The sequence below is a fragment of the Halomonas sp. IOP_14 genome (genome assembly GCF_021021315.1).
Lineage (GTDB): Bacteria > Pseudomonadota > Gammaproteobacteria > Pseudomonadales > Halomonadaceae > Vreelandella > Vreelandella titanicae.
In genome coordinates this window covers 61436-80924 of record NZ_JAINWD010000031.1, presented here as the reverse complement: position 1 = coordinate 80924, position 19489 = coordinate 61436, and the positions used below count along the sequence as shown (strand labels likewise).

General features: G+C 55.0%; 18 protein-coding genes. 16 read left to right on the top strand and 2 right to left on the bottom strand.

What is annotated here, in order from left to right; translation table 11 throughout:
• Positions 1-55: 55 nt before the first annotated feature.
• The 11 genes from ruvC (at position 56) to K7H09_RS17780 (ending at position 8803) form a co-directional block, all read left to right on the top strand.
• The gene (ruvC, locus tag K7H09_RS17830; protein ID WP_027959417.1) at positions 56-619 is read left to right on the top strand and encodes a crossover junction endodeoxyribonuclease RuvC; all 564 of its coding nucleotides are present in this window, start codon (positions 56-58) and stop codon (positions 617-619) included.
• A gap of 105 nt (positions 620-724) precedes the next feature.
• Complete coding sequence (gene ruvA, locus K7H09_RS17825) at positions 725-1333, top strand: Holliday junction branch migration protein RuvA (RefSeq protein ID WP_159176784.1); 609 nt, start codon at positions 725-727, stop codon at positions 1331-1333.
• A 100-nt stretch (positions 1334-1433) separates the two neighbouring features.
• Complete coding sequence (gene ruvB, locus K7H09_RS17820) at positions 1434-2471, top strand: Holliday junction branch migration DNA helicase RuvB (protein WP_022523489.1); 1038 nt, start codon at positions 1434-1436, stop codon at positions 2469-2471.
• A complete protein-coding gene (gene ybgC, locus K7H09_RS17815) occupies positions 2468-2881 on the top strand; it encodes a tol-pal system-associated acyl-CoA thioesterase (RefSeq protein ID WP_009286692.1) in 414 nt (137 codons plus the stop codon). Before ruvB ends, ybgC begins: the two co-directional genes overlap by 4 nt.
• Before the next feature lie 58 nt (positions 2882-2939).
• Positions 2940-3635, top strand: a complete 696-nt coding sequence (gene tolQ, locus K7H09_RS17810; RefSeq protein WP_007114222.1) for a protein TolQ — start codon at positions 2940-2942, stop codon at positions 3633-3635.
• An 11-nt stretch (positions 3636-3646) separates the two neighbouring features.
• Positions 3647-4084 (top strand): protein TolR, encoded by a 438-nt coding sequence (tolR, locus tag K7H09_RS17805; protein WP_022523488.1) that lies wholly within the window; start codon positions 3647-3649, stop codon positions 4082-4084.
• 16 nt (positions 4085-4100) lie between these two features.
• Positions 4101-5270: a cell envelope integrity protein TolA gene (gene tolA / locus K7H09_RS17800; protein ID WP_230805427.1), complete on the top strand. Its 1170-nt coding sequence runs from the start codon at positions 4101-4103 to the stop codon at positions 5268-5270.
• Positions 5270-6562: a Tol-Pal system beta propeller repeat protein TolB gene (tolB, locus tag K7H09_RS17795; RefSeq protein ID WP_022523486.1), complete on the top strand. Its 1293-nt coding sequence runs from the start codon at positions 5270-5272 to the stop codon at positions 6560-6562. Before tolA ends, tolB begins: the two co-directional genes overlap by 1 nt.
• 40 nt (positions 6563-6602) lie before the next feature.
• Positions 6603-7142: a peptidoglycan-associated lipoprotein Pal gene (pal, locus tag K7H09_RS17790; RefSeq protein WP_009286695.1), complete on the top strand. Its 540-nt coding sequence runs from the start codon at positions 6603-6605 to the stop codon at positions 7140-7142.
• Positions 7143-7222: 80 nt separating this feature from the next.
• A complete protein-coding gene (gene ybgF, locus K7H09_RS17785) occupies positions 7223-8017 on the top strand; it encodes a tol-pal system protein YbgF (RefSeq protein WP_022523484.1) in 795 nt (264 codons plus the stop codon).
• Between the two features lie 24 nt (positions 8018-8041).
• Positions 8042-8803, top strand: a complete 762-nt coding sequence (locus K7H09_RS17780) for a YciK family oxidoreductase (RefSeq protein WP_022523483.1) — start codon at positions 8042-8044, stop codon at positions 8801-8803.
• 64 nt (positions 8804-8867) lie between these two features.
• On the opposite strand, the gene K7H09_RS17775 is transcribed toward K7H09_RS17780, so the two are convergent.
• Both K7H09_RS17775 and ubiG read right to left on the bottom strand, forming a co-directional pair.
• Positions 8868-9536: an HAD-IA family hydrolase gene (locus K7H09_RS17775; protein WP_022523482.1), complete on the bottom strand. Its 669-nt coding sequence runs from the start codon at positions 9534-9536 to the stop codon at positions 8868-8870.
• Positions 9537-10280, bottom strand: coding sequence for a bifunctional 2-polyprenyl-6-hydroxyphenol methylase/3-demethylubiquinol 3-O-methyltransferase UbiG (gene ubiG / locus K7H09_RS17770; protein ID WP_159176786.1), 744 nt, complete (start codon positions 10278-10280; stop codon positions 9537-9539).
• 171 nt (positions 10281-10451) lie between these two features.
• Here ubiG and galU point away from each other — a divergent pair, with 171 nt between their 5' ends.
• The 5 genes from galU (at position 10452) to tamB (ending at position 19489) form a co-directional block, all read left to right on the top strand.
• Complete coding sequence (gene galU / locus K7H09_RS17765) at positions 10452-11342, top strand: UTP--glucose-1-phosphate uridylyltransferase GalU (protein ID WP_022523480.1); 891 nt, start codon at positions 10452-10454, stop codon at positions 11340-11342.
• Between the two features lie 3 nt (positions 11343-11345).
• Positions 11346-12638, top strand: a complete 1293-nt coding sequence (locus tag K7H09_RS17760; RefSeq protein ID WP_022523479.1) for a nucleotide sugar dehydrogenase — start codon at positions 11346-11348, stop codon at positions 12636-12638.
• 9 nt (positions 12639-12647) lie between these two features.
• Positions 12648-13469, top strand: coding sequence for a hypothetical protein (locus tag K7H09_RS17755; protein WP_159176787.1), 822 nt, complete (start codon positions 12648-12650; stop codon positions 13467-13469).
• A 104-nt stretch (positions 13470-13573) separates the two neighbouring features.
• The gene (gene tamA / locus K7H09_RS17750) at positions 13574-15427 is read left to right on the top strand and encodes an autotransporter assembly complex protein TamA (RefSeq protein WP_230805419.1); all 1854 of its coding nucleotides are present in this window, start codon (positions 13574-13576) and stop codon (positions 15425-15427) included.
• 9 nt (positions 15428-15436) lie between these two features.
• Positions 15437-19489, top strand: a complete 4053-nt coding sequence (tamB, locus tag K7H09_RS17745; RefSeq protein ID WP_230805417.1) for an autotransporter assembly complex protein TamB — start codon at positions 15437-15439, stop codon at positions 19487-19489.

Sequence of the window (19489 nt, the reverse complement as noted above, 5' to 3'; positions counted from 1 at the left end):
GGGGAGGCGACTCCCCTTCCTACTCGATTGTTCTAGTCACACGAGTATCGACGCCATGGAAGAGCAAAAGCCCGTCGTACCCATTCGCATTTTGGGCATAGACCCTGGCTCCCGGGTAACCGGTTACGGGGTGATCGACATTATTGGCGTTAAACCCTGCTACGTAGCGAGTGGCTGTATCCGCACGGCAGAAGGGGCCTTGGAGCAGCGCTTGGCGCAAATTTACGCCGGTCTTAGCGAAGTCGTCGGCCTGCATCGACCCTCCCAGGTGGCCATTGAGCGGGTATTTATGGCCAAAAATCCTGATTCAGCGCTGAAGCTTGGCCAGGCTCGGGGGGCGGCAATGGTGTGTATGGCCAATCATGGCTTGAGCCTTGCCGAGTACGCCGCGCGGCAGATCAAGCAGGCGGTGACCGGCCAGGGCGGCGCGGACAAAGAGCAGGTGCAGCATATGGTGACCGCCATTCTGCAGCTCTCCGCTACTCCCCAGGCCGATGCCGCCGACGCGTTAGCCATTGCGTTAACCCATGCTTATAACGGCTCTGTGTTTAGCAGCCATGGCTTGCCCGCTGCGCCATCTCGGGGCCGCCGTCGCTCAACTGGACGCTGGCGGCTTTAATTCCCGCTGTACCGCTGGCTGAACTACTGGTCACCTGTACAGAGTCGCTTTATAGTAATCACCTGTTTTTCACTCTATTTTTTTCATTCCGGTGCGAGCGTATTTATGATTGGACGTCTGAGTGGTCAGCTAGTGGCAAAGCAACCTCCCTGGATTGTGATCGACGTTCATGGCGTAGGTTACGAACTGGAAACCTCAATGAATACGCTGGTCGCACTTCCTGCGATTAAAGAGAGCGTCTCATTATTCACCCATTTAACCATTCGTGATGATGCCCACTTACTCTATGGCTTCGGCCGTGAGCATGAACGTGCTCTGTTCCGCGCCTTGATCAAGGTCAATGGCGTAGGGCCCAAGCTTGCACTCGCCATCCTGTCGGGTATGGACGAAGACGCCTTTATGCGCTGCGTCCGTGATGACGACAGCAAAGCGCTGACAACCCTGCCAGGAGTGGGTAAGAAAACCGCAGAGCGGCTGATTATTGAAATGCGCGACCGTTTTCCCGAGTGGGAAGATGGCAGCGACGCGCTACTGCCCCTTGAAGCCACCAATGGCCGTGCTTCTACCCGCGATAGTCTTGCTGATGCGGAAGCCGCGTTAGTTAGCTTGGGGTATAAACTGACTGAGGCGTCGAAAATGCTCGCCGATATCGACCCCAATCAGTCTACCGAAGCGCTGATTAAAGCCGCGCTCACCCAGCGCATGGGTGGCTAAGCAGGCAGCGGTGTGAGTACGAAATTGTGGGTAGTGGATAGACCTTTGTGAATAGACCTTTGTGAATAGACCTTTTGAATCGCCATAAAGAAGAGCACCTATGTTAGAACACGATCGGCTGATCGCCGCTGAGCCTGAACAGGGGGAGGGGCGCATTGATTACGCGATTCGCCCCAAGCGGCTGGATGACTATATTGGCCAGCCGCGTGTGCGTGAACAACTGGAAATCTTTATCGGCGCCGCGCGGCTGCGTGAAGAGAGCCTGGATCACACTCTGGTATTTGGCCCCCCAGGGTTAGGTAAAACGACCCTTGCGCATATTATTGCCACCGAGATGGGCGTCGGTATGAAGTCGACTTCCGGGCCGGTACTCGAGCGGGCAGGCGATCTAGCCGCCATGCTGACTAATTTAGAGCCTGGCGATGTACTTTTTATCGATGAAATTCATCGCCTGTCACCGGTGGTCGAAGAAGTGCTCTACCCGGCCATGGAAGATTTTCAGCTCGATATTATGATTGGCGAAGGGCCTGCGGCACGTTCGATTAAACTGGATCTTCCCCGCTTCACCCTGGTGGGCGCCACGACCCGGGCAGGATTATTGACCTCCCCGCTGCGTGACCGATTTGGTATCGTGCAGCGGCTTGAGTTTTATAACCTGGAAGAGCTAACAGAAATTGTCTCGCGTTCAGCGCGCTTGTTAGGAGTTGAAACCAGCCATGATGGCGCCATTGAAGTGGCCAGGCGTTCAAGGGGCACGCCGCGAATTGCCAACCGACTGCTACGCCGGGTGCGAGATTACGCCGAAATGAAAGGTAACGGCGTCGTCGATGTCGCCATGGCTGATGCGGCTCTCAATATGCTTAATGTGGATCACCACGGCTTGGATCATATGGATCGGCGGCTACTGCTGGCCATGATCGATAAATTTGACGGTGGGCCGGTGGGTATTGACTCACTCGCCGCGGCGATCAGTGAAGAACGTGACACGATCGAAGACGTTATTGAGCCCTATCTTATTCAGCAGGGCTTGATGATGCGCACTCCCCGCGGCCGGGTGGCCACCCGCCAGGCGTGGCTGCACTTTGAGCGCGTGCCCCACGAACAGGCAACCGATATGGAGGGAGAGCGCCGTCCGTGAGTAGCTGCACAAGAGAAGGTTATCGACTGCCGCTGCGCGTTTATATGGAAGATACTGACGCAGGCGGCATTGTCTACTACGTTAACTACTTGAAGTTTATGGAGCGTGCGCGTAGTGAATGGCTCCGCCAGTTGGGCCTGAATCAGCAAACGCTGCTAGACGAAGGTACACAGCTAGTGGTATACCGCTTGGCCTGTCACTACGCGAAACCGGCTTACTTGGATGACGCGTTGGAAATTAGTGCTCACGTTACCAACGTTGGGCGCTGTCGGATGACATTTGAACAGCAGGTTTGGCGTAATGAGGAACTCCTATGCTCTGCCACAGTCGAGATAGCCTGCTTGAGCACCGAACGTTTACGGCCAAAAGCATGGCCAGCATCGCTTAAAGTTTTGACCCAGGCCTCTTAACCAAGAGGTCACTCACTGCGTCGGCAATCCCGACCCTAATAGATTGATGAGGGCACCTGTGAACGATAACACCATGTCCATTCCCCATTTGATAATGAATGCCAGTACTGTAGTGCAACTGGTAATGCTGCTGCTACTGGTGGGGTCGATCCTCTCTTGGGTAGTGATTTTTCAGCGCAGTATTGCGCTGGGCCGCGCCAAGAAAGAGTACAACCAATTTGAGGAGTCTTTTTGGTCAGGTGTCGACTTAAACGAACTCTATCGTGAGATTCCTGCCGATGACCCGCGCCACGGCGCCGAGCATATTTTTCAAGCTGGTTTTCGTGAATTTAACCGTTTGATGCCTAAAACCCGTGACCCGGATACCGTGCTGGAAGGCGTTCAGCGTAGCATGCGCGTAGCGTGGTCTCGGGAAGAGGATCGCTTAACCCAGCATTTAGTGTTTCTTGCCACGGTAGCCTCAGCTAGCCCCTATATCGGCTTGTTCGGCACTGTATGGGGCATCATGGGGTCGTTTCAGGCACTATCACTGACTCAGCAAGCGACCCTTGCTACGGTGGCTCCCTGGATTGCTGAAGCGCTCATTGCCACAGCCATGGGTCTATTTGCGGCGATTCCAGCGGTGATTTTCTATAACCGCCTATCCAACTCGTCTTCTCGCCTGCTGGGCAAATATGAAGACTTTGCCGAAGAGTTTCACGCTATCCTGCACCGCAATTTGCAAGGTCGTGACGGCAAACCGAGCGCCAGCTAAGGGAGAGAGCCATGCAAGGACCATTCAATCGTAGCGGCAAAAGCAAGCCAATGGCGGAGATTAACGTCGTCCCTTTCATTGACATCATGCTGGTACTGCTGGTGGTCTTTATGATCACCGCGCCCATGTTGACCCAGGGCGTACAAGTTGAGTTGCCGCAAGTCACCTCTCAGCCCATTGATATCCAGGAGGATAATGATCCGATCATTATCTCGGTTGATAGCGACGGTGGGTACTTCATCACGCTTGGGGAAGACTCCACGTCGGTGTCGCTGGATGAGATGTCCTCACGAGTGACAACGATTATAGAGCGTCGCCCAGGCACACCGGTAATGGTACGCGGCGACCGTAATGTGGCCTACGGTCAGATTGTCGTCTTGATGAGCACTCTGCAAGGCGCTGGCGTGGCTAATGTGGGGCTGCTATCTGAGCCGTCAAAAGATGGGTAAGGGCAAGGCGCAGCACATGGCACTGAAATCCCCGCGCGATCCTCAAGACGTCGGCTATAAGTGGCCGACTGTTCTGGCGATAGGTGTGCACGTAGCGATTGTAGCGTTTAGCTTGATCAGCCTGCCTAATCGAGACGCAGAACCTGACAGCTCCTCGATCGTACAGGCAACGCTGGTAAGCACCGAAACCTTTACTGACCAGGCGCAGCAAGCAACGGAAGAGCAGGCGGCGATGAATGCGCCTGCTGAAGCCCCCACCGAGCCTGATGCACCGGAAGAGCCTTCAGCTAGTGAACAGCAGGCCGCAGCCGAGCAGCAAGCCGCAGAAGAAGCCGCCCAACAGGCGGCGGAAGCCGAGGCGCAGGCGCTAGAAGAAGCACGTGCGGCTGCGGAAGCTGAGGCCCAACGTAGAGCTGAAGAAGCGGCTGAGCAGGCCGAACGGCAGGCTGCTGAAGCGGCTGAACGTGAAGCCGAAGCGGAAGCTGCCGCAAAGCGCCAGCGTGAAGTGGAAGAGGCACAACGCCAGCAGGAAGCCGCCGAGCAGCAGCAACGCGAAGAGGCAGAAGCAGAACGCCAGCGCGAAGCCGAAGAACAGCAGCGCCGTGAAGCGGAAGAAGCCGAGCGTCAGCGCGAAGCTGAAGAGCAGCAGCGCCGTGAAGCGGAGGAGGCTGAACGCCAACGCGAAGCTGAAGAACAGCGATTGCGTGAGCAAGAGGAGGCTCAGCGAGAGCGAGAGGCCGAAGCACAGCGTCAGCGTGAAGCCGAAGAGCAGCAGCGTCGTGAAGCAGAAGCTGAGCGCCAACGCCAAGCCGCAGAAGCTGCCGAGGCGGCTATGCAGCGCCAACTGGACGGTGAGGCCGAAGCAGCTGCCAATGCCCAGCAGGCTGAGCAGGCTGCAAATAATTTCAGCAACATAATGAAACGAGCTATTGAACAAGCCTGGATAATTCCTGGTGGATCAAGTGATAGTATGCGGGCTTCTGTCAATGTGCGTCTGGGGCCTTCGGGGGAGGTATTATTAGTAAACGTAACATCATCGAGTGGCGATAGTGCCTTTGATCAATCCATTATTCAGGCGGTTGAGCAAGCGGCACCGTTTTCTGAGCTACTACAATTATCAGAAGATCAACAGCGTGAAATCCGACGCAATATCACTTTGAACTTTTCCCCAGGGGGAGTCCGTTGATGCAAACTCAAGTGTTAAAGAAATTTTGGTTATTGTGCTTGCTGTTCACTTTTAGCAGTGTGGCAAGTGCTAACTTAACCATTGAGATCACGCGGGGCAGCGATCAAGCGCTGCCGATTGGTGTCGTGCCATTCGCCGGTTCAGACGGCCTTCCCGAAGATGTAGCACAGATTGTTCAAGATGACCTTGAACGCAGTGGCTATTTTGCCCCCTTGGCGCGCAGCGCTATGTTTGAGCAGCCTAGCCAATCTGACGATGTGCAGTTCGGTACCTGGCGTTCGCTGGACGTGCGCTATCTGGTCGTCGGCCAGGCAGAACAAACTGACGGTGGCTTTGAACTACAGTTTGAACTGATGGATATCAGTGGTCAGCGTCGAATGATCGGTGAAACCGTGACAGTGAGGGGAAATGACCTGCGCGGTGCTGCACACTATATCAGCGATCAAATTTTTGAAGAGATTACTGATATCCGCGGCGCGTTCTCCACCAAAATTGCTTATGTCACGGCCCAAGGTATCGGTGACGATATGCAGTTTGGTCTGTACGTTGCAGACGCCGATGGTCGCCGTAGTGAGCAGGTGTTGACCTCTGATGAACCGATCATGTCACCGGCGTGGTCGCCCGACGGCACCAAGCTCGCCTATGTCTCCTTTGAGACTGAGCGTCCGGCGATCTATATCCAGGATGTGGCGACGGGCCAGCGCGTGCAGGCGACCTCCTTCGATGGCATTAACGGCGCGCCAGCATGGTCACCGGATGGGCGGCGTATCGCCATGTCACTGTCTAAAGATGGCCAGCCTGAAATTTACATTATGGATGTTGCCAACCGTTCAGTAGAGCGCATTACCAATAACAACAGTATTGATACGGAGCCCGCTTGGGCGCCGGATGGACGCAGCCTGTTGTTTACCTCTGATCGTAGCGGCGGCCCCCAGCTCTATCAATATACACTGGGTGGCGGAGAGTCCCAGCGCCTGACATTTACCGGTAATTATAATGCGCGTGGCCGCTTCTCGCCGGATGGCGAGCAAATATTCTTGATCCATCGCTCTAGCCGTGGTTATCAAGTAGCAAGGCAAGACCTAAGCGGTGACCGCTTAGTGGTATTGAGTGAATCAACAAGAGATGAATCTCCTAGTGTTGCGCCGAACGGGACCATGGTAATCTTCGCTACCCAGCAGGGTAACAGTGGGGTACTAAGTGCTGTTTCTGCCGATGGTCGCTCTTCATTCAGGCTGCCGTCAGCACAAGGCGATGTTCGTGATCCAGCTTGGTCACCCTTCTTAAATTGATTAACATCAAAATTTCAGTTTTCAGGCAAGGAGTCTGATTATGCAACTTAAACCGTTGGCTCGCTCATTAGCAGCAGCGCTATCTATCGTGGTAATCGCTGGCTGTTCCAGCACCGGCGGAACCCAAGACGGTGACTCGTACGGTAGCCAGGATGGCAGCACGACTGGGTCTAGCACCTCGGGTACAGGCACGGGTAGTCAGTATGGTTCCACCTCTGGTTCAGGCGCTGGTCAGCAGGCTGATTCACGCATCCCAGAAGTACGCACCATCTATTTCGATTACGACCGCGATACAATTAAGAGCGAGTACGAATCCGTGGTAATGGCTCATGCGCGCTATCTGCGTGCTAACCCGAACGCTCAAGTGGTACTCCACGGGCATACTGATGAACGCGGTACCCGTGAATACAACATGGCGCTAGGGGAGCGTCGTGCGAATGCGGTAGAACGCTTCTTGAATATTCAGGGCGTCTCTCCTTCACAAATGAGCGTGGTTAGCTATGGTGAAGAGCGTCCGGCTGTCAATGGCCAAGACGAGAGCGCTTACGCTCAGAACCGCCGTGTTGTATTTAACTACTGAGCATTTAACGATTGAATGCTTAACCACTGATGAATTCGGCGTGCGGCTTATCGCACGCCGTTTACGTCTACGGAGTCATCATGAATCACAGTCTCAAGCGTTACGTTGAGAGGCTGTGCGGTGCGGGAGCCATAGTGCTCCCGCTGTCCGTATTGCCCCTAACGGCCACCGCTCAACAGCCGCTCGTTCAAGATCTTTCCAACTCTTCCAACAGCAGCTTTTACCAGCAAACGCAGCGCCAGGAAGCGTCCAGCGGTAACCTGGTATTGTTTAACCAGGTGCAGGAGCACCAGCAGGAGATCCAGCAGCTGCGTGGTCAAATTGAAGAGTTACGCCACCAGTTGGAACAGCTGCGCCGTCAATCCCAGCAGCAGTATCTCGATATTGAAGACCGCCTGATGAGCAGCGGTCCAACTCAGATTGAGCAGTCAACACCAGCAGTCGAGCCTGAGGCCGCTGAAGAAGTTGTTAACGCGCCTTCGAGCCGCAATGTCAGTGAGGACGCCCAGGCCGATTACCAAGCGGCTTTTGCGCATGTTCAAGCGCGCCGTTTTGATGAGGCGATTGCGGCCTTTGAGGCTTTTGTTAGCGACCATCCTGATACTAGTCTAACGGCTAATGGTCACTACTGGCTGGGCGAGCTATATGCTGCAGAAGGCGAGCTGGATGCCGCCGACCAGGCATTTAGCCGTGTGATCGAGGAGTACAGCGGCAGCAGTAAAGTGCCGGATGCGATCTATAAGCTAGGCTTAGTGAAAGCACGTAAAGGCGAAGCAGAGCGCAGCCGTGAGCTACTCGAGCAAGTGCGCGATGACTACCCGCAAAGCAGTGCCGCGGGCCTTGCCAATGACTTTTTACGCCAATCAGCAAGTTAATATCTTTTGCTTCAAGGAATCAGCATGAGCTGCAAGATCGACTATCAACCAGCGCCCAACCTATTGGAAAATCGCATCGTGTTGGTAACCGGCGCAGGGGACGGGATTGGCCGTGCGGCAGCGTTGAGCTATGCCCAACACGGAGCCACCGTGATTCTATTGGGGCGCACTATTGCCAAGTTAGAGCGCGTTTACGATGAAATCGAAGCGGCCGGTGGCCCCCAGCCAGCGATTTTTCCGCTCAACTTTGAAGGCGCTACGCTAAAAGATTTTCATGATATGGCGGAAACGCTGGATAAAGAGTTTGGCCGTTTGGACGGGGTGTTGCATAACGCTGGGTTGTTGGGTCGCATCACGCCTTTCGAGCAGTATAACCCTGAGCTCTGGCAGCAGGTGATGCAGGTGAATATCAATGGGCCCATCTGGATGACCCAGGCACTATTGCCGCTACTGCAGGCGTCTGACGATGCATCGGTGATATTCACCTCCTCCAGCGTTGGCCGTAAAGGCCGCGCCTATTGGGGAGCGTACTCGGTCTCTAAGTTTGCCACCGAAGGGTTTGTCGAGGTGTTGGCCGACGAATTGGATAACCAGTCCACGGTACGCGTTAATTCACTCAATCCGGGTGCCACACGGACTCAAATGCGGCGTACCGCGTTCCCCGGTGAGGATCCCTTCACACTACGCACCCCGGAAGACATCATGCCTACCTACTTATGGCTTATGGGGCCAGACAGTGCAGGCACCAACGGACAAAAGCTCGATGCCCAGCCGCCACGGGTATAGCGCTTACTTTTAAACCCCTTATCAGCACGTCGATGCCCGCCGGTACTTACGCTTGAAATTGTCGCTAGCGTCTGAAACCGTTAAGGGCGTCGACCAGCGCGTGACACTCTCCAAACCATAAGTCAGCAGGCCACTGTTGATAGTCATCCTCTGCGCTGATATAGCCGTAGCCAACGGCCACGGCCGTCATCCCCGCAGCGACGGCGGCCTCGATATCCCGTGCATGGTCGCCGATATACCAGCACTGACCCGGCTCAACGCCTAGCCGCCGGGCAGCTTCCCAGAGCGGCTCAGGGGCTGGCTTTTTTACACTCAGGTCATCTGCACATAGTAGGGCGCCCGGCTGAAGCGCCAATGCGTCCAATAACGGTAGCGTATAGCGACGCGGTTTATTGGTCACAATCCCCCAGGGTCGTTGGTTGCCATGCCACTCTTTCAGCCATACATCGAGCGGCGAGAAGACCTGGCTGTGCACCGCGACCGCCTGCTCGTAGGCATCCAGCAAGAACTGGCGTGCTTGAGTATGTCCATCCGCTGTCGCTTCTAACCCTAGCGCCAGCGTCACCAGCGCACTACCGCCGTTAGAGACCTGGCGGCGGATCACTTCAAATGGAAGTGGCTCTAAGTCGTGGTGAATACGTAGCGCATTGGTTGCGTGGGCTAAATCTGGAGCGGTATCGACCAGGGTGCCGTCTAGATCGAAGAGAATCGCTTGGGGCGCTTGCATCGGCATTTAATCGCTCACCTTACGGCAGTACATCATGTAGTTGACCGAAACATCATGGCTTACCAAACGATAGTGCCGGGTTAGCGGATTGTAGGTAAGCCCCGTCTGCTCACGCACTTCTAAGCCACAGTCGCGAGACCAGGCGGCCATTTCTGAAGGGCGAATAAATTTCGCGTAGTTATGCGTACCCCGGGGGAGCAGTCTAAGCACGTACTCGGCGCCTAGAATGGCAAACGCATAGGACTTGGCGGTGCGATTCAGCGTAGAGAAAAACACATAGCCGCCAGGGCGAACCAGGGCGCTGCAGGCACGAATGACGGAGGCGGGGTCGGGTACGTGCTCAAGCATCTCCATGCAGGTCACTGCATCGTAAAAATCGGGCTTTTGAGCCGCCATGGCTTCCACACTGATGTGCTGATAATCGATCTCGACACCGCGATCTTCCGCGTGCAGCCTAGCCACCGCTAAAGGTGCTTCACCGAGATCAATACCGGTTACTTTAGCCCCGCGGTTGGCCATTGATTCGCTCAAAATGCCGCCGCCACAGCCCACATCCAGCACTTTTTTTCCTACCAAGCCCGCACGCGCATCAATAAAATCGAGCCGCAAAGGGTTAATCTCGTGGAGTGGTTTAAATTCACCCTGCGGATCCCACCAGCGGCTAGCAAGCGCTTCAAATTTGGCGACTTCTGCTGCATCGACATTGTCTTGATAGTGACCAGCAGTGCTATCCTGTGGTGTCGCTTGCATGTTGTGACTCCCATTGTCGTTACGCATTAAGCGAAGAGTTGACGCTTAGTTACTGGTTATTATCCATTTGCACTGGTTATCGTCCATTGGCGAGGTGGCATCCATCCGCGCCTTCAGTATTATGGACATTCTAACCACTCCTGTGTCGGAACGCATGAAAAGGACCTCTTTATGATTCGCAAGGCCGTACTTCCTGTTGCTGGGTTTGGCACCCGCTGCTTACCGGCTTCGAAGGCTATTCCCAAGGAGATGATTACGATTGTCGATAGGCCGGTTATTCAATATGTGGTCGAAGAAGCCATTGCCGCGGGTATTCGTGAGATTGTGCTGGTCACCAGTAGTAATAAAAGCGCTATTGAAAACCACTTTGACACCCACGCCGAGCTAGAAGCCAGCCTGGAAGCGAAAGGTAAACACGAGCTTTTGGCGATGTTGCGCAATTTGGTGCCTGATGATGTCAGCATTATCAGTATTCGTCAGGGTGTACCGCTGGGGTTAGGCCATGCGGTGCTATGCGCTCGCCCGATCATCGGCGACGACGAACCTTTTGCAGTGCTGCTTCCCGATGTGCTGGTCGACAACAGCGCCAACCAAACGACCGACTTGGCCGGCATGTTGGCAGCTTATGATCAACAGCAAACGGCGCAGCTAATGGTGGAAGAGGTGGCTTGGGAGCAAGTTGAGAAGTATGGCATCGTGGCACCCGCTGGCGATGTGCCTGCACCTAACCAATCGGCAGATCTTGTGGGAATGGTGGAAAAGCCAAAGCGCGATGCAGCGCCTTCAAACCTAGCCGTGATTGGTCGCTACGCGCTGCCAGGCCATATTTTCTCCATTTTAGAAGCCACCAAGCCCGGTGCCGGTGGCGAAATTCAGCTCACTGATGCGCTGGAGACCCTGCGCGAACAGTCGGGGGTGCAGGCATACCGTATGCAGGGCACGACCTACGATTGTGGCCAGCCGCTGGGTTATCTTGAAGCCACACTTGCCTACGCGCGTCGTCACCCCGAGTTTGGTGAGGGTTTCCAAGCCCTGTTATCACGTTACCAACAAGGAGAGTAACCCATGCGGGTGTTGCTTTACGGTAGCGAATTGAGCGCAGCGACGGCCGCCGCTGCGTTGGCCTGGGTCGGGCATCAGGTGCAGTGGTTGCCGCACGCTGACGCCCCCTGGTCAGCACTTTCCCGAGTGGACTGGCTGCGCAGCGAACCTCAGCTGATGGCTCATCTGGAGCAGGGTTTGGCGGATGGGACACTGGAGGTCATTGAGCAGCTTAAAGAGGCGCGCACGCCTGAAGTGATCTGGCTGGCGTTATCTCCTGCGCAGCGTAGTTCAGCCAGTGCGTTGGTTGAAGACCCGCTATTGGTCGATCAGCAGGGCATAGTGCTTATCAATAATTCAACGTTTCCGGTCGGCGAGACCGAGCGCCTGCATGCACTGATGGGCATGCAGCACACCAGCGTGGCACTCCCAGATACGTTGGAAGAGGGGCGGGCGTGGGAGTCGTTTACCCGCCCCACTAGGCGGCTGCTAGGTTGCGATGATGCCACTGGTGAGCAGGTAACCAGGGAACTATTACGCGCCTTTAATCGCCGCAGCGAAGTATTTCAGTGTATGCCGCGCCGCGCTGCAGAGCTCACCAAGCTGGCAATTAACGGCATGCTGGCTACCCGTATCAGTTATATGAATGAAATTGCTGGCTTGGCTGATACCCTGGGGGTGGATGTTGAACATGTCCGCCAGGGAATGGGCGCTGACTCACGGATCGGGTTTGAGTATCTCTACCCCGGATGTGGGTTTGGCGGGCCGAATTTCTCCCGGGATTTGATGCGCTTGGCCGATGTGCAACTGCAAAGTGGTCGCTATTCAGCACTGCTTGAGCAGGTAATGGATATTAACGAGCAGAAGAAAGAGACCCTGTTTCGCAAACTGTGGGCTCACTTTGCAGGTGAACTGGCGGGTAAAACCGTGGCGATATGGGGTGCGGCGTTTAAGCCCGGCACAGCGCGTATTGACCACGCCCCGGTATTAACGCTGCTAGAGGCGCTTTGGGCGCAAGGAATTAAAGTTCAGCTCCACGACCCAGCAGCAGTGCCAGCTCTTCATGCCTTGGTGGGCGAACGTGACGACCTGCGCACCTATACGCATGACCCTTACCAAGCCTGTGAGGGGGCCGATGTACTGATGCTGGTGACTGAATGGAAAACGTATTGGAACCCGGACTGGCACCGACTCGGCTCGCTTTTAAACGCTAAGCTCGTACTAGACGGACGCAATATTTACGACCCTGAGTTCGTTGCCAGCTGTGGATTAATGTACCGAGGTATTGGCCGCCGTGCCGACCCGAAGACTCTTTGAGGAAATGTCATGCCAGACGCTACCGCATCCTCTCGTATTGTGCCCGATGTGGATCAAAGCTTGACGGCGCAACACTTGCGTCACCGAAAGGGGCCCACGCTATGGCCACTATGGCTATGTTTGCTACTGATCATTGCGCTTATGGGCGCGGCGGCGGCTGGACTTTGGTATGAACGTGAACGACTGCTGAGTGAGCTGCACCGGGTAAGTGGGGAAGTCTCCAATGTGCACGCTCGGTTGGATTCGGATGACACGGATGTACAAGATACGATAACCTTTGTACAAGCTCAGATGTCGACGCTTTTCCAAGAGCAGGAGCAGCTGTCAGTGTCGTTGGCCGCTACTCGGGAAGAGTTGTACGGTTTTCTCACTTCTAGCGAGGATACTGTCTCTAGTGATTCCATCAATACACTGTTGCAGCAGTTGTCTCAACTTAGAGAGCAAGCCGAACTGCGCGACAGTCAATTAATGGCGGTGAGGGAATCTCTTGACGCCTTGGAACAAACGGGTTCCTCGGGTCGTCAAAATCTTGTTGAGGAAGTCTCCCACCTGGAGCAATTGACCGAACGGCGCATCAATGGCCTGGATAGTCAGCTCAACAGTGTCAGTAGCGCTTGGGAAGAGCAGCTATCAGCACAAAGAGCAGCGTTCGAGGCACGCTTTGATGAGCTGGAAACATCCGTTGCAGAGATAGAAGCACCCGCAGATCAAGCAGCCCTGGAAGCATTGGAGCAGGAGTGGTCTCAACGGCTGAATTCGCTGGAAAGCGATGTACGCCAAGTACGCCAGGCGCAGCTAGCTTTCAGTGCCCAGCTAGAGATGTTGCGTTAATAAGGCGCGACGGAAGTATGAGTGTGATTGCTTAATCTTTAACATGCTAATGCGTTGAAATGCTTAGGCGATGAAGCCGCTGATTTAGGTTGGGATAAAAATGTATGGGAAGACAACGGCGATGGACATCAGCCACAAAGCGCACCGTTACTGTTGTGCTACCGCTGTTATGCGTATCACCTAGCGCATGGGCATTAGAAGCGACTGTCACGGGTGTTTCCGATGAGGTCGAAGGCAACATCCAAGCCTACTTACAGAATATCGATGCGGCACAATATACCGAGGTGCGTTTAGAGGGTGAGATCCGCCGACGCACCGAGGAAGCAATGCGTGTTTACGGCTATTACGAACCCGAGATAACCCTTGAGCGCGCCACTGATAAACGTGCGTGGCTGGAAATCGAGCCCGGCCCTCAGGTTGAAATTGAAATTCTGTCAATCAATGTGGAAGGCGATGCGAGTGAAGACCCACCTTTCCAACAGGCCGTAGAGGACTTTCCCTTGGAAGAAGGGGATGTGTTGCGGCACGCCCCCTGGGATCGATTAAGCAGCCAGTTTTCTGGGCTGGCTATTGAGCGCGGTTACTTTGACTGGGGGTTTACCGATCGACGCATGGAAGTGCGTCCGTATCTGCAAAGTGCGCGCCTGTATATGGATTTTGACAGTGGCCCACGCTACCAATTTGGTGAATCCTCCATTACCGGAAGCCATATTGAGCTTGATCGATTGCGTCGCATGCAGCCCTTCGAGACGGGCGACCCCTATTTGGCGCAGACCCTGGCAGACTATAATCGGTCGCTTGCGGAAACCGGCTGGTTTAGCTCGGTCTCGGTGCGTCCGCGCCTTGAGACCGCCCAAGAGTTGGTTATTTCTCCTCCTGGCGGTGGTGCCCCCTGGTGGAGTGAAGCCACCGCCTCTCAGCCGGAGCGCCCGAGAGTCACCAGTGCTGCTTTGGCCAGCGCGCTAAGTCTTAATAAGCCCAGTGATACCCAATTGCCTATCGATGTCAGTGTTGAACCTGCTGATCGCCATCAGTTTGAAGTGGGTATTGGTTACGCCACCGATGTAGGGCCACGGCTGCGCTTTGGTTGGGATCAACCATGGATTAACCGCTTTGGTCATAGCCTTGATCACGACCTCTATTTATCTGCCCCAGAGCAGCGTTTTACCGGGGTATATAATGTGCCACTGGAAGACCCGCTTCGCGACAGCTATCGGCTTCAGTACGGGGTTCGTAATGTCGATGACAGCGACACCAAGTCGTTAGAAGGCACTGTCGAGCTAGCCCGGCGTTGGGAGTTTGATAACGATTGGGTGCAAACGATCTATTTCCGCACTACTTATGAAGACTTTGAACAGGGCGGCGAAGCGGATCAAGTATGGCTGTTTTATCCAGGTATTCAGTGGTCGCGTACGCGGACACGCCCTCAGCGCTTTCCGTTATGGGGTGATCGCCAGCAGCTCTCGTTAGAGTATTCGGATACCGTTTGGGGTTCGGATGCGACATTCGCTCGTATCACGGGGGATACGGAGTGGATCCGCATGATTGGCAACGATAACCGCTTCTTGGCACGTATTAGCTTAGGCGCCATTGAAACCGATGATTTTGCCAAAATACCGCCATCGCTGCGCTTTTTCGCGGGTGGCGACCGCAGTGTGCGTGGTTACTCCTATGAGAGCTTATCTCCCCGCAACGACGAGAGCCGACTGCGAGGTGGGCAGCAAATGCTCACCTCGACCCTGGAGTATCAGCGTCGCGTGACGGGGGATTGGTGGGGGGCCACGTTTATAGATAACGGCGATGCGTTTGATAACTGGGGGCCTAATGATTTGAAAACGGGCGCCGGGGTCGGGGTACGTTGGGTCTCGCCGGTGGGGCCAATTCGTTTTGACATCGCCCACCCTTTTGACCACGAAGACGATTGGCGTTTGCACTTTTCTATCGGACCGGAATTCTAGGAGAGAGACTTGTCTCAGGTTGAACCAGCTGCGTCTGATAAACGCCGTATGTTGTCTCCAAAGTATCGTGCCTGGCTACTGTTCTGGAGCCTTGTGCGTCTTGTAATCGTGTTGCCTATTTGGCTGTTCGGTATTGTGGCGCTGATTGTCGGGGTGGCGTTATCCCCCTGGGGCACTGGGGTGCTGCTCTCGCAGGGGGAGCAGCGTGATTTTTTCTCCTACACGCATCATGAAGGCGGCTTGCTCGACCATTTCCAGCTCGAAGATTTCCAGCTACAGCTAGGCGAAACCCGTATAACCGTGGATGAGTTCGAACTCCAGTGGGCAGATGACTGTGTTCTGTCAGGGCGCCTATGCATCGACACACTGCGTGTGGTGGGCGCCGACATCCAGCTAGGCCCATCCAGTGAGCAAGCGCCACCTCCCGAAGAGGAAGAGAGCCCGCTGGCTATTCGTTTTCCTTTCCCCATCGAACTACGTTCTTTGTTGCTGGACGATGTTAACCTCAGGCTTGCCGATGGTAGCGAAGTAGCGTGGCGCTCGTTAAGCTCGGCAGCCACCGCTGAAGGAAACACAGTACGCCTCTCGCCAACCCATTTGGAGCAGCCACGTGTCTATTTGCCACCTTCCCCGGGTGTTCTGCTAACCCAGGGCATTGAAACGCCGCTTTATGCTGAAGCCATCGATGCCGCTATCTTGCTCAACCAACCACCCCAAGAAGCCGTGGCGTCGGTGGAATCACCAGAGCAGCAGCTTGAAGAACGCGAGCCCCTTGAACTACCAGAGATTACGCTACCGGTTGATATCCAGTTACCTGAATTCACGCTCAACGATTTTCGATTGGAAGGGGCTACCGAATACCGCGTCGAGCGACTGCGGCTTGGGTTGTTAACCGAAGGTGATAACGTCGAAGTAACCGAACTTTCCGTTGTTACCCCGGATGCTGAGGCTGAATTAACCGCGAACGCCACTCTAACCGGCAACTACCCACTCGAAGCTCGCTTGGGCGTCAAACTGTTTTTACCTGAGATATACCCTGAGCTAAGTGGCGAAGCTTTAACCTTAACGCTGTCTGGCCCACTGGATGCGCTTGAAGCGCAGTTGGATGCCTCTGGCGCGGTCAATGCGTCCTTGAGGGGGCAAGTCGACGCACTCGCCCCGACGCTGCCGTTTCAACTGCAGCTACAAAGTGACCAAGTTCAGTGGCCGCTGCCTGTCAGCGCAGATGAGAGTAGCAATGAAAGCGTCGATGACAGCACTGAAGAAGAGACAGTCCAAGCCTATATAGTCGATGACCTGGATCTACAGGTAACCGGCAGCCTGAGCGATTATAGTGCTCAATTGGCTCTGGCGGTTGAGGGCCCGAGCCTGCCGCGCACTCAAATTAACGTCACCGGAGAGGGCAATCTCGAGCAGTTTAGCTGGCAACCGCTTATCCTCGCAGTCGACGAAAGCTCCCTGCGCAGCGAAGGGAACATCAGTTGGGTTGCACCGCTACAGGTCAACACCACTATTCGTCTGGATCAGTTTAACCCTGCCCACTTCGTGGATCAGCTTGAGGGTAATTTAAACGGCGATATCGAGCTTACGCTGCGTCAGCAAGAGGATCAGTGGGCGGTTAGCGTGCCCAACTTAGCGATTGACGGTGAACTGCGCGACTACCCGCTAACCCTGCAAGCGGCCTTTGATGCTAACAGCAACCTGGAGCTGGAGATTGACGAGTTGCTGTTTACCCAGGGAGAGAATCGCTTAACAGCAGAGGGGCAAATTAGCGAACAAGCCATGTCGTTAAACGCGGACATTGCACTACGCCAGTTGCAAACACTATCGCCAGACTTGGCGGGCACTATCGTCGGTACGCTAGAAGCCAGCGGTAGTTTTAATCAGCCACAATTACTCGCCAATTTACAGGGTGATGGCGTGCGTTTTGGTCAGAATCGTATTGAACGGCTTGTCCTAGATGCTGAAGTACAGGGCATTGAGGATCCCTCCCTCGACGTACAGCTCGCACTACAAAACGTCAATGCTGGGGGGCAGGCCCTTGCAAACATAGAGGCCAATTTGGCCGGGCGCCTCTCTGAGCATCAGCTTGAACTGACTGCCCAGGGCACAGACAACAGCGCTTTAAGCCGTGCGCTGATTGCCCTGGAAGGCCGCTTTGACCAGCAAGGCCAACTTTACCAAGCCCGCGTAACGCCACTGGAAGTTGATTCAGAGGCGGGGGATATTCGTCTTGAAGCGCCTGTAGACCTGCGCTATGACCTGGCCAATGGTCAGGCGCGCCTTTCGCCGTTCTGCCTGCGCCGGGAGCAAGGTGGGCTAGTCTGTTCTGAAGAGGAGATCACTGCCTCTGCGCAACAGGGCAACGCCGTGCTTTCGGTACGTGAAGTGCCAATGGAAATGCTGGAGCCCTTTTTGCCTGAAGAGTGGCAGTTAGAGGGGGATACAACCGCGGATCTTGTTGCCAACTGGCGTCAAGGGGGTGCCCAGTGGCAGGCAGATCTACAAATTCTTAGCGAACTCGCCATTACCGCCGTTAATGATTATGGCCAGCCGGTGCAACTGCCAGAAGTCAGTTTAGACGCTCAGATCGAGGCCAACCAAGCCCAGGCGAATGCCAATGTGTCACTTTCGCTTGCCGAAGCAGGCGATATCAACTTGGACCTAGCGGTTAATGATCCCTTGGGGGCCGGCGCGTTAACTGGCGAGCTGCGTGCAGAAGATGTTTCGCTGCAACCCTATCGACCTATGTTTGTAGGAATGGAGCGACTGGAGGGCGATTTAACGGGCAGCGTCCAAATTACCGGCACCACCGCCGCGCCTGACTTGCAAGGCCAGCTTGGACTGCGCGGCATAGGGGTAAGTGGTCCGGATATTCCTGTCGATATTCAGGGTGGCGAACTGGTGGTCTCTTTCGACGGTGAACAGGGGGATATTGACGGCTACTTGGCCGCTGAGCGCGGGCGTTTGGAAATCACCGGTGATGCATATTGGCCAAGCGGTGATGATTGGCGGATTGGCGTCGATCTGAATGCTGAGCAGGAGCCTATCCTGGTCGTTTTGCCCCAGTTTGGACGTCTTGAAGTAGCGCCTGATATCCGTATCCGGGTCACGCCGGAAAGGCTGCAAGTGAGGGGGGATGTGAATTTACCCTGGGCACGGCTTGAAATTGGCGATATGCCCTCATCAGCAGTCACCCCAAGTGGCGATGAAGTGATTATTACCGAGCGCGATGATCGCCAGGCCGAAATTGAGGCTCAGCGAGCGGCTGCCAATGAGGATGATCCAAGTGCCGCGGACGAGCTTGCCGCCACCGGTATGGCCATTGACGTACTGGTGACCTTAACGTTGGGTAGCGATATGCAAATTTCAGCCTACGGCTTGGAATCTGGCTTGGGAGGCGCGCTGGAAATTCGCCAAAGCAGCGGCGCGTTACAGTTATTCGGCGACGTTAATTTGGTCGATGGTCGTTTCCAGGCTTTCGGCCAAGACCTGGTTATCCGCCGCGGTGAACTGCTGTTTAGTGGGCCACCCGGTCTACCTACGCTCGACTTCGAGGCCATTCGCAACCCTGACATTACCGAAGATGACGTTATTGCGGGCTTGCGGGTAACAGGTAGTGCCGAATCTCCGAACGTACTGATCTTTTCTGAACCGGCGATGGATGAATCCCGTGCGCTCTCTTACCTGTTACGGGGTCGCGCACCTGATGCTTCTGGGGGCGGTGTGGATAGCGCACTGACTACCGCGCTGATAGGCATGTCGTTAGGGCGCACCGGTGGGGCGGTTGGTTCCATTGGTGAAGCCTTCGGCATTGATGACTTAACTCTGGACACCACTGGGGCTGGCGATGATAGCCAAGTCGCTGTCAGTGGCCAACTCACCGATGATCTTAGAATTAGTTACGGTGTGGGAATTTTCTCGCCAATTGCCGAACTAACACTACGCTACACGCTGTGGCGTAACCTTTATGTACAGGCCGTCTCGGGTACCAACCAAGCGGTGGACTTAATCTACACCTTTACCCGTTCCGGTAATCCTGAAATCATTCAGCAGCAATAA

Excerpts from the sequence above, each read along its gene's own strand:
- ybgF (WP_022523484.1), top strand. The coding sequence starts at position 7,223 with ATGAATCACAGTCTCAAGCGTTACGTTGAGAGGCTGTGCGGTGCGGGA.
- galU (WP_022523480.1), top strand. The coding sequence starts at position 10,452 with ATGATTCGCAAGGCCGTACTTCCTGTTGCTGGGTTTGGCACCCGCTGC.
- K7H09_RS17780 (WP_022523483.1), top strand. The coding sequence starts at position 8,042 with ATGAGCTGCAAGATCGACTATCAACCAGCGCCCAACCTATTGGAAAAT.
- ruvB (WP_022523489.1), top strand. The coding sequence starts at position 1,434 with ATGTTAGAACACGATCGGCTGATCGCCGCTGAGCCTGAACAGGGGGAG.
- K7H09_RS17760 (WP_022523479.1), top strand. The coding sequence starts at position 11,346 with ATGCGGGTGTTGCTTTACGGTAGCGAATTGAGCGCAGCGACGGCCGCC.
- K7H09_RS17755 (WP_159176787.1), top strand. The coding sequence starts at position 12,648 with ATGCCAGACGCTACCGCATCCTCTCGTATTGTGCCCGATGTGGATCAA.
- ruvA (WP_159176784.1), top strand. The coding sequence starts at position 725 with ATGATTGGACGTCTGAGTGGTCAGCTAGTGGCAAAGCAACCTCCCTGG.
- ruvC (WP_027959417.1), top strand. The coding sequence starts at position 56 with ATGGAAGAGCAAAAGCCCGTCGTACCCATTCGCATTTTGGGCATAGAC.
- tamA (WP_230805419.1), top strand. The coding sequence starts at position 13,574 with ATGGGAAGACAACGGCGATGGACATCAGCCACAAAGCGCACCGTTACT.
- tolB (WP_022523486.1), top strand. The coding sequence starts at position 5,270 with ATGCAAACTCAAGTGTTAAAGAAATTTTGGTTATTGTGCTTGCTGTTC.
- pal (WP_009286695.1), top strand. The coding sequence starts at position 6,603 with ATGCAACTTAAACCGTTGGCTCGCTCATTAGCAGCAGCGCTATCTATC.
- ubiG (WP_159176786.1), bottom strand. The coding sequence starts at position 10,280 with ATGCAAGCGACACCACAGGATAGCACTGCTGGTCACTATCAAGACAAT.
- K7H09_RS17775 (WP_022523482.1), bottom strand. The coding sequence starts at position 9,536 with ATGCCGATGCAAGCGCCCCAAGCGATTCTCTTCGATCTAGACGGCACC.
- tolA (WP_230805427.1), top strand. The coding sequence starts at position 4,101 with ATGGCACTGAAATCCCCGCGCGATCCTCAAGACGTCGGCTATAAGTGG.
- tolR (WP_022523488.1), top strand. The coding sequence starts at position 3,647 with ATGCAAGGACCATTCAATCGTAGCGGCAAAAGCAAGCCAATGGCGGAG.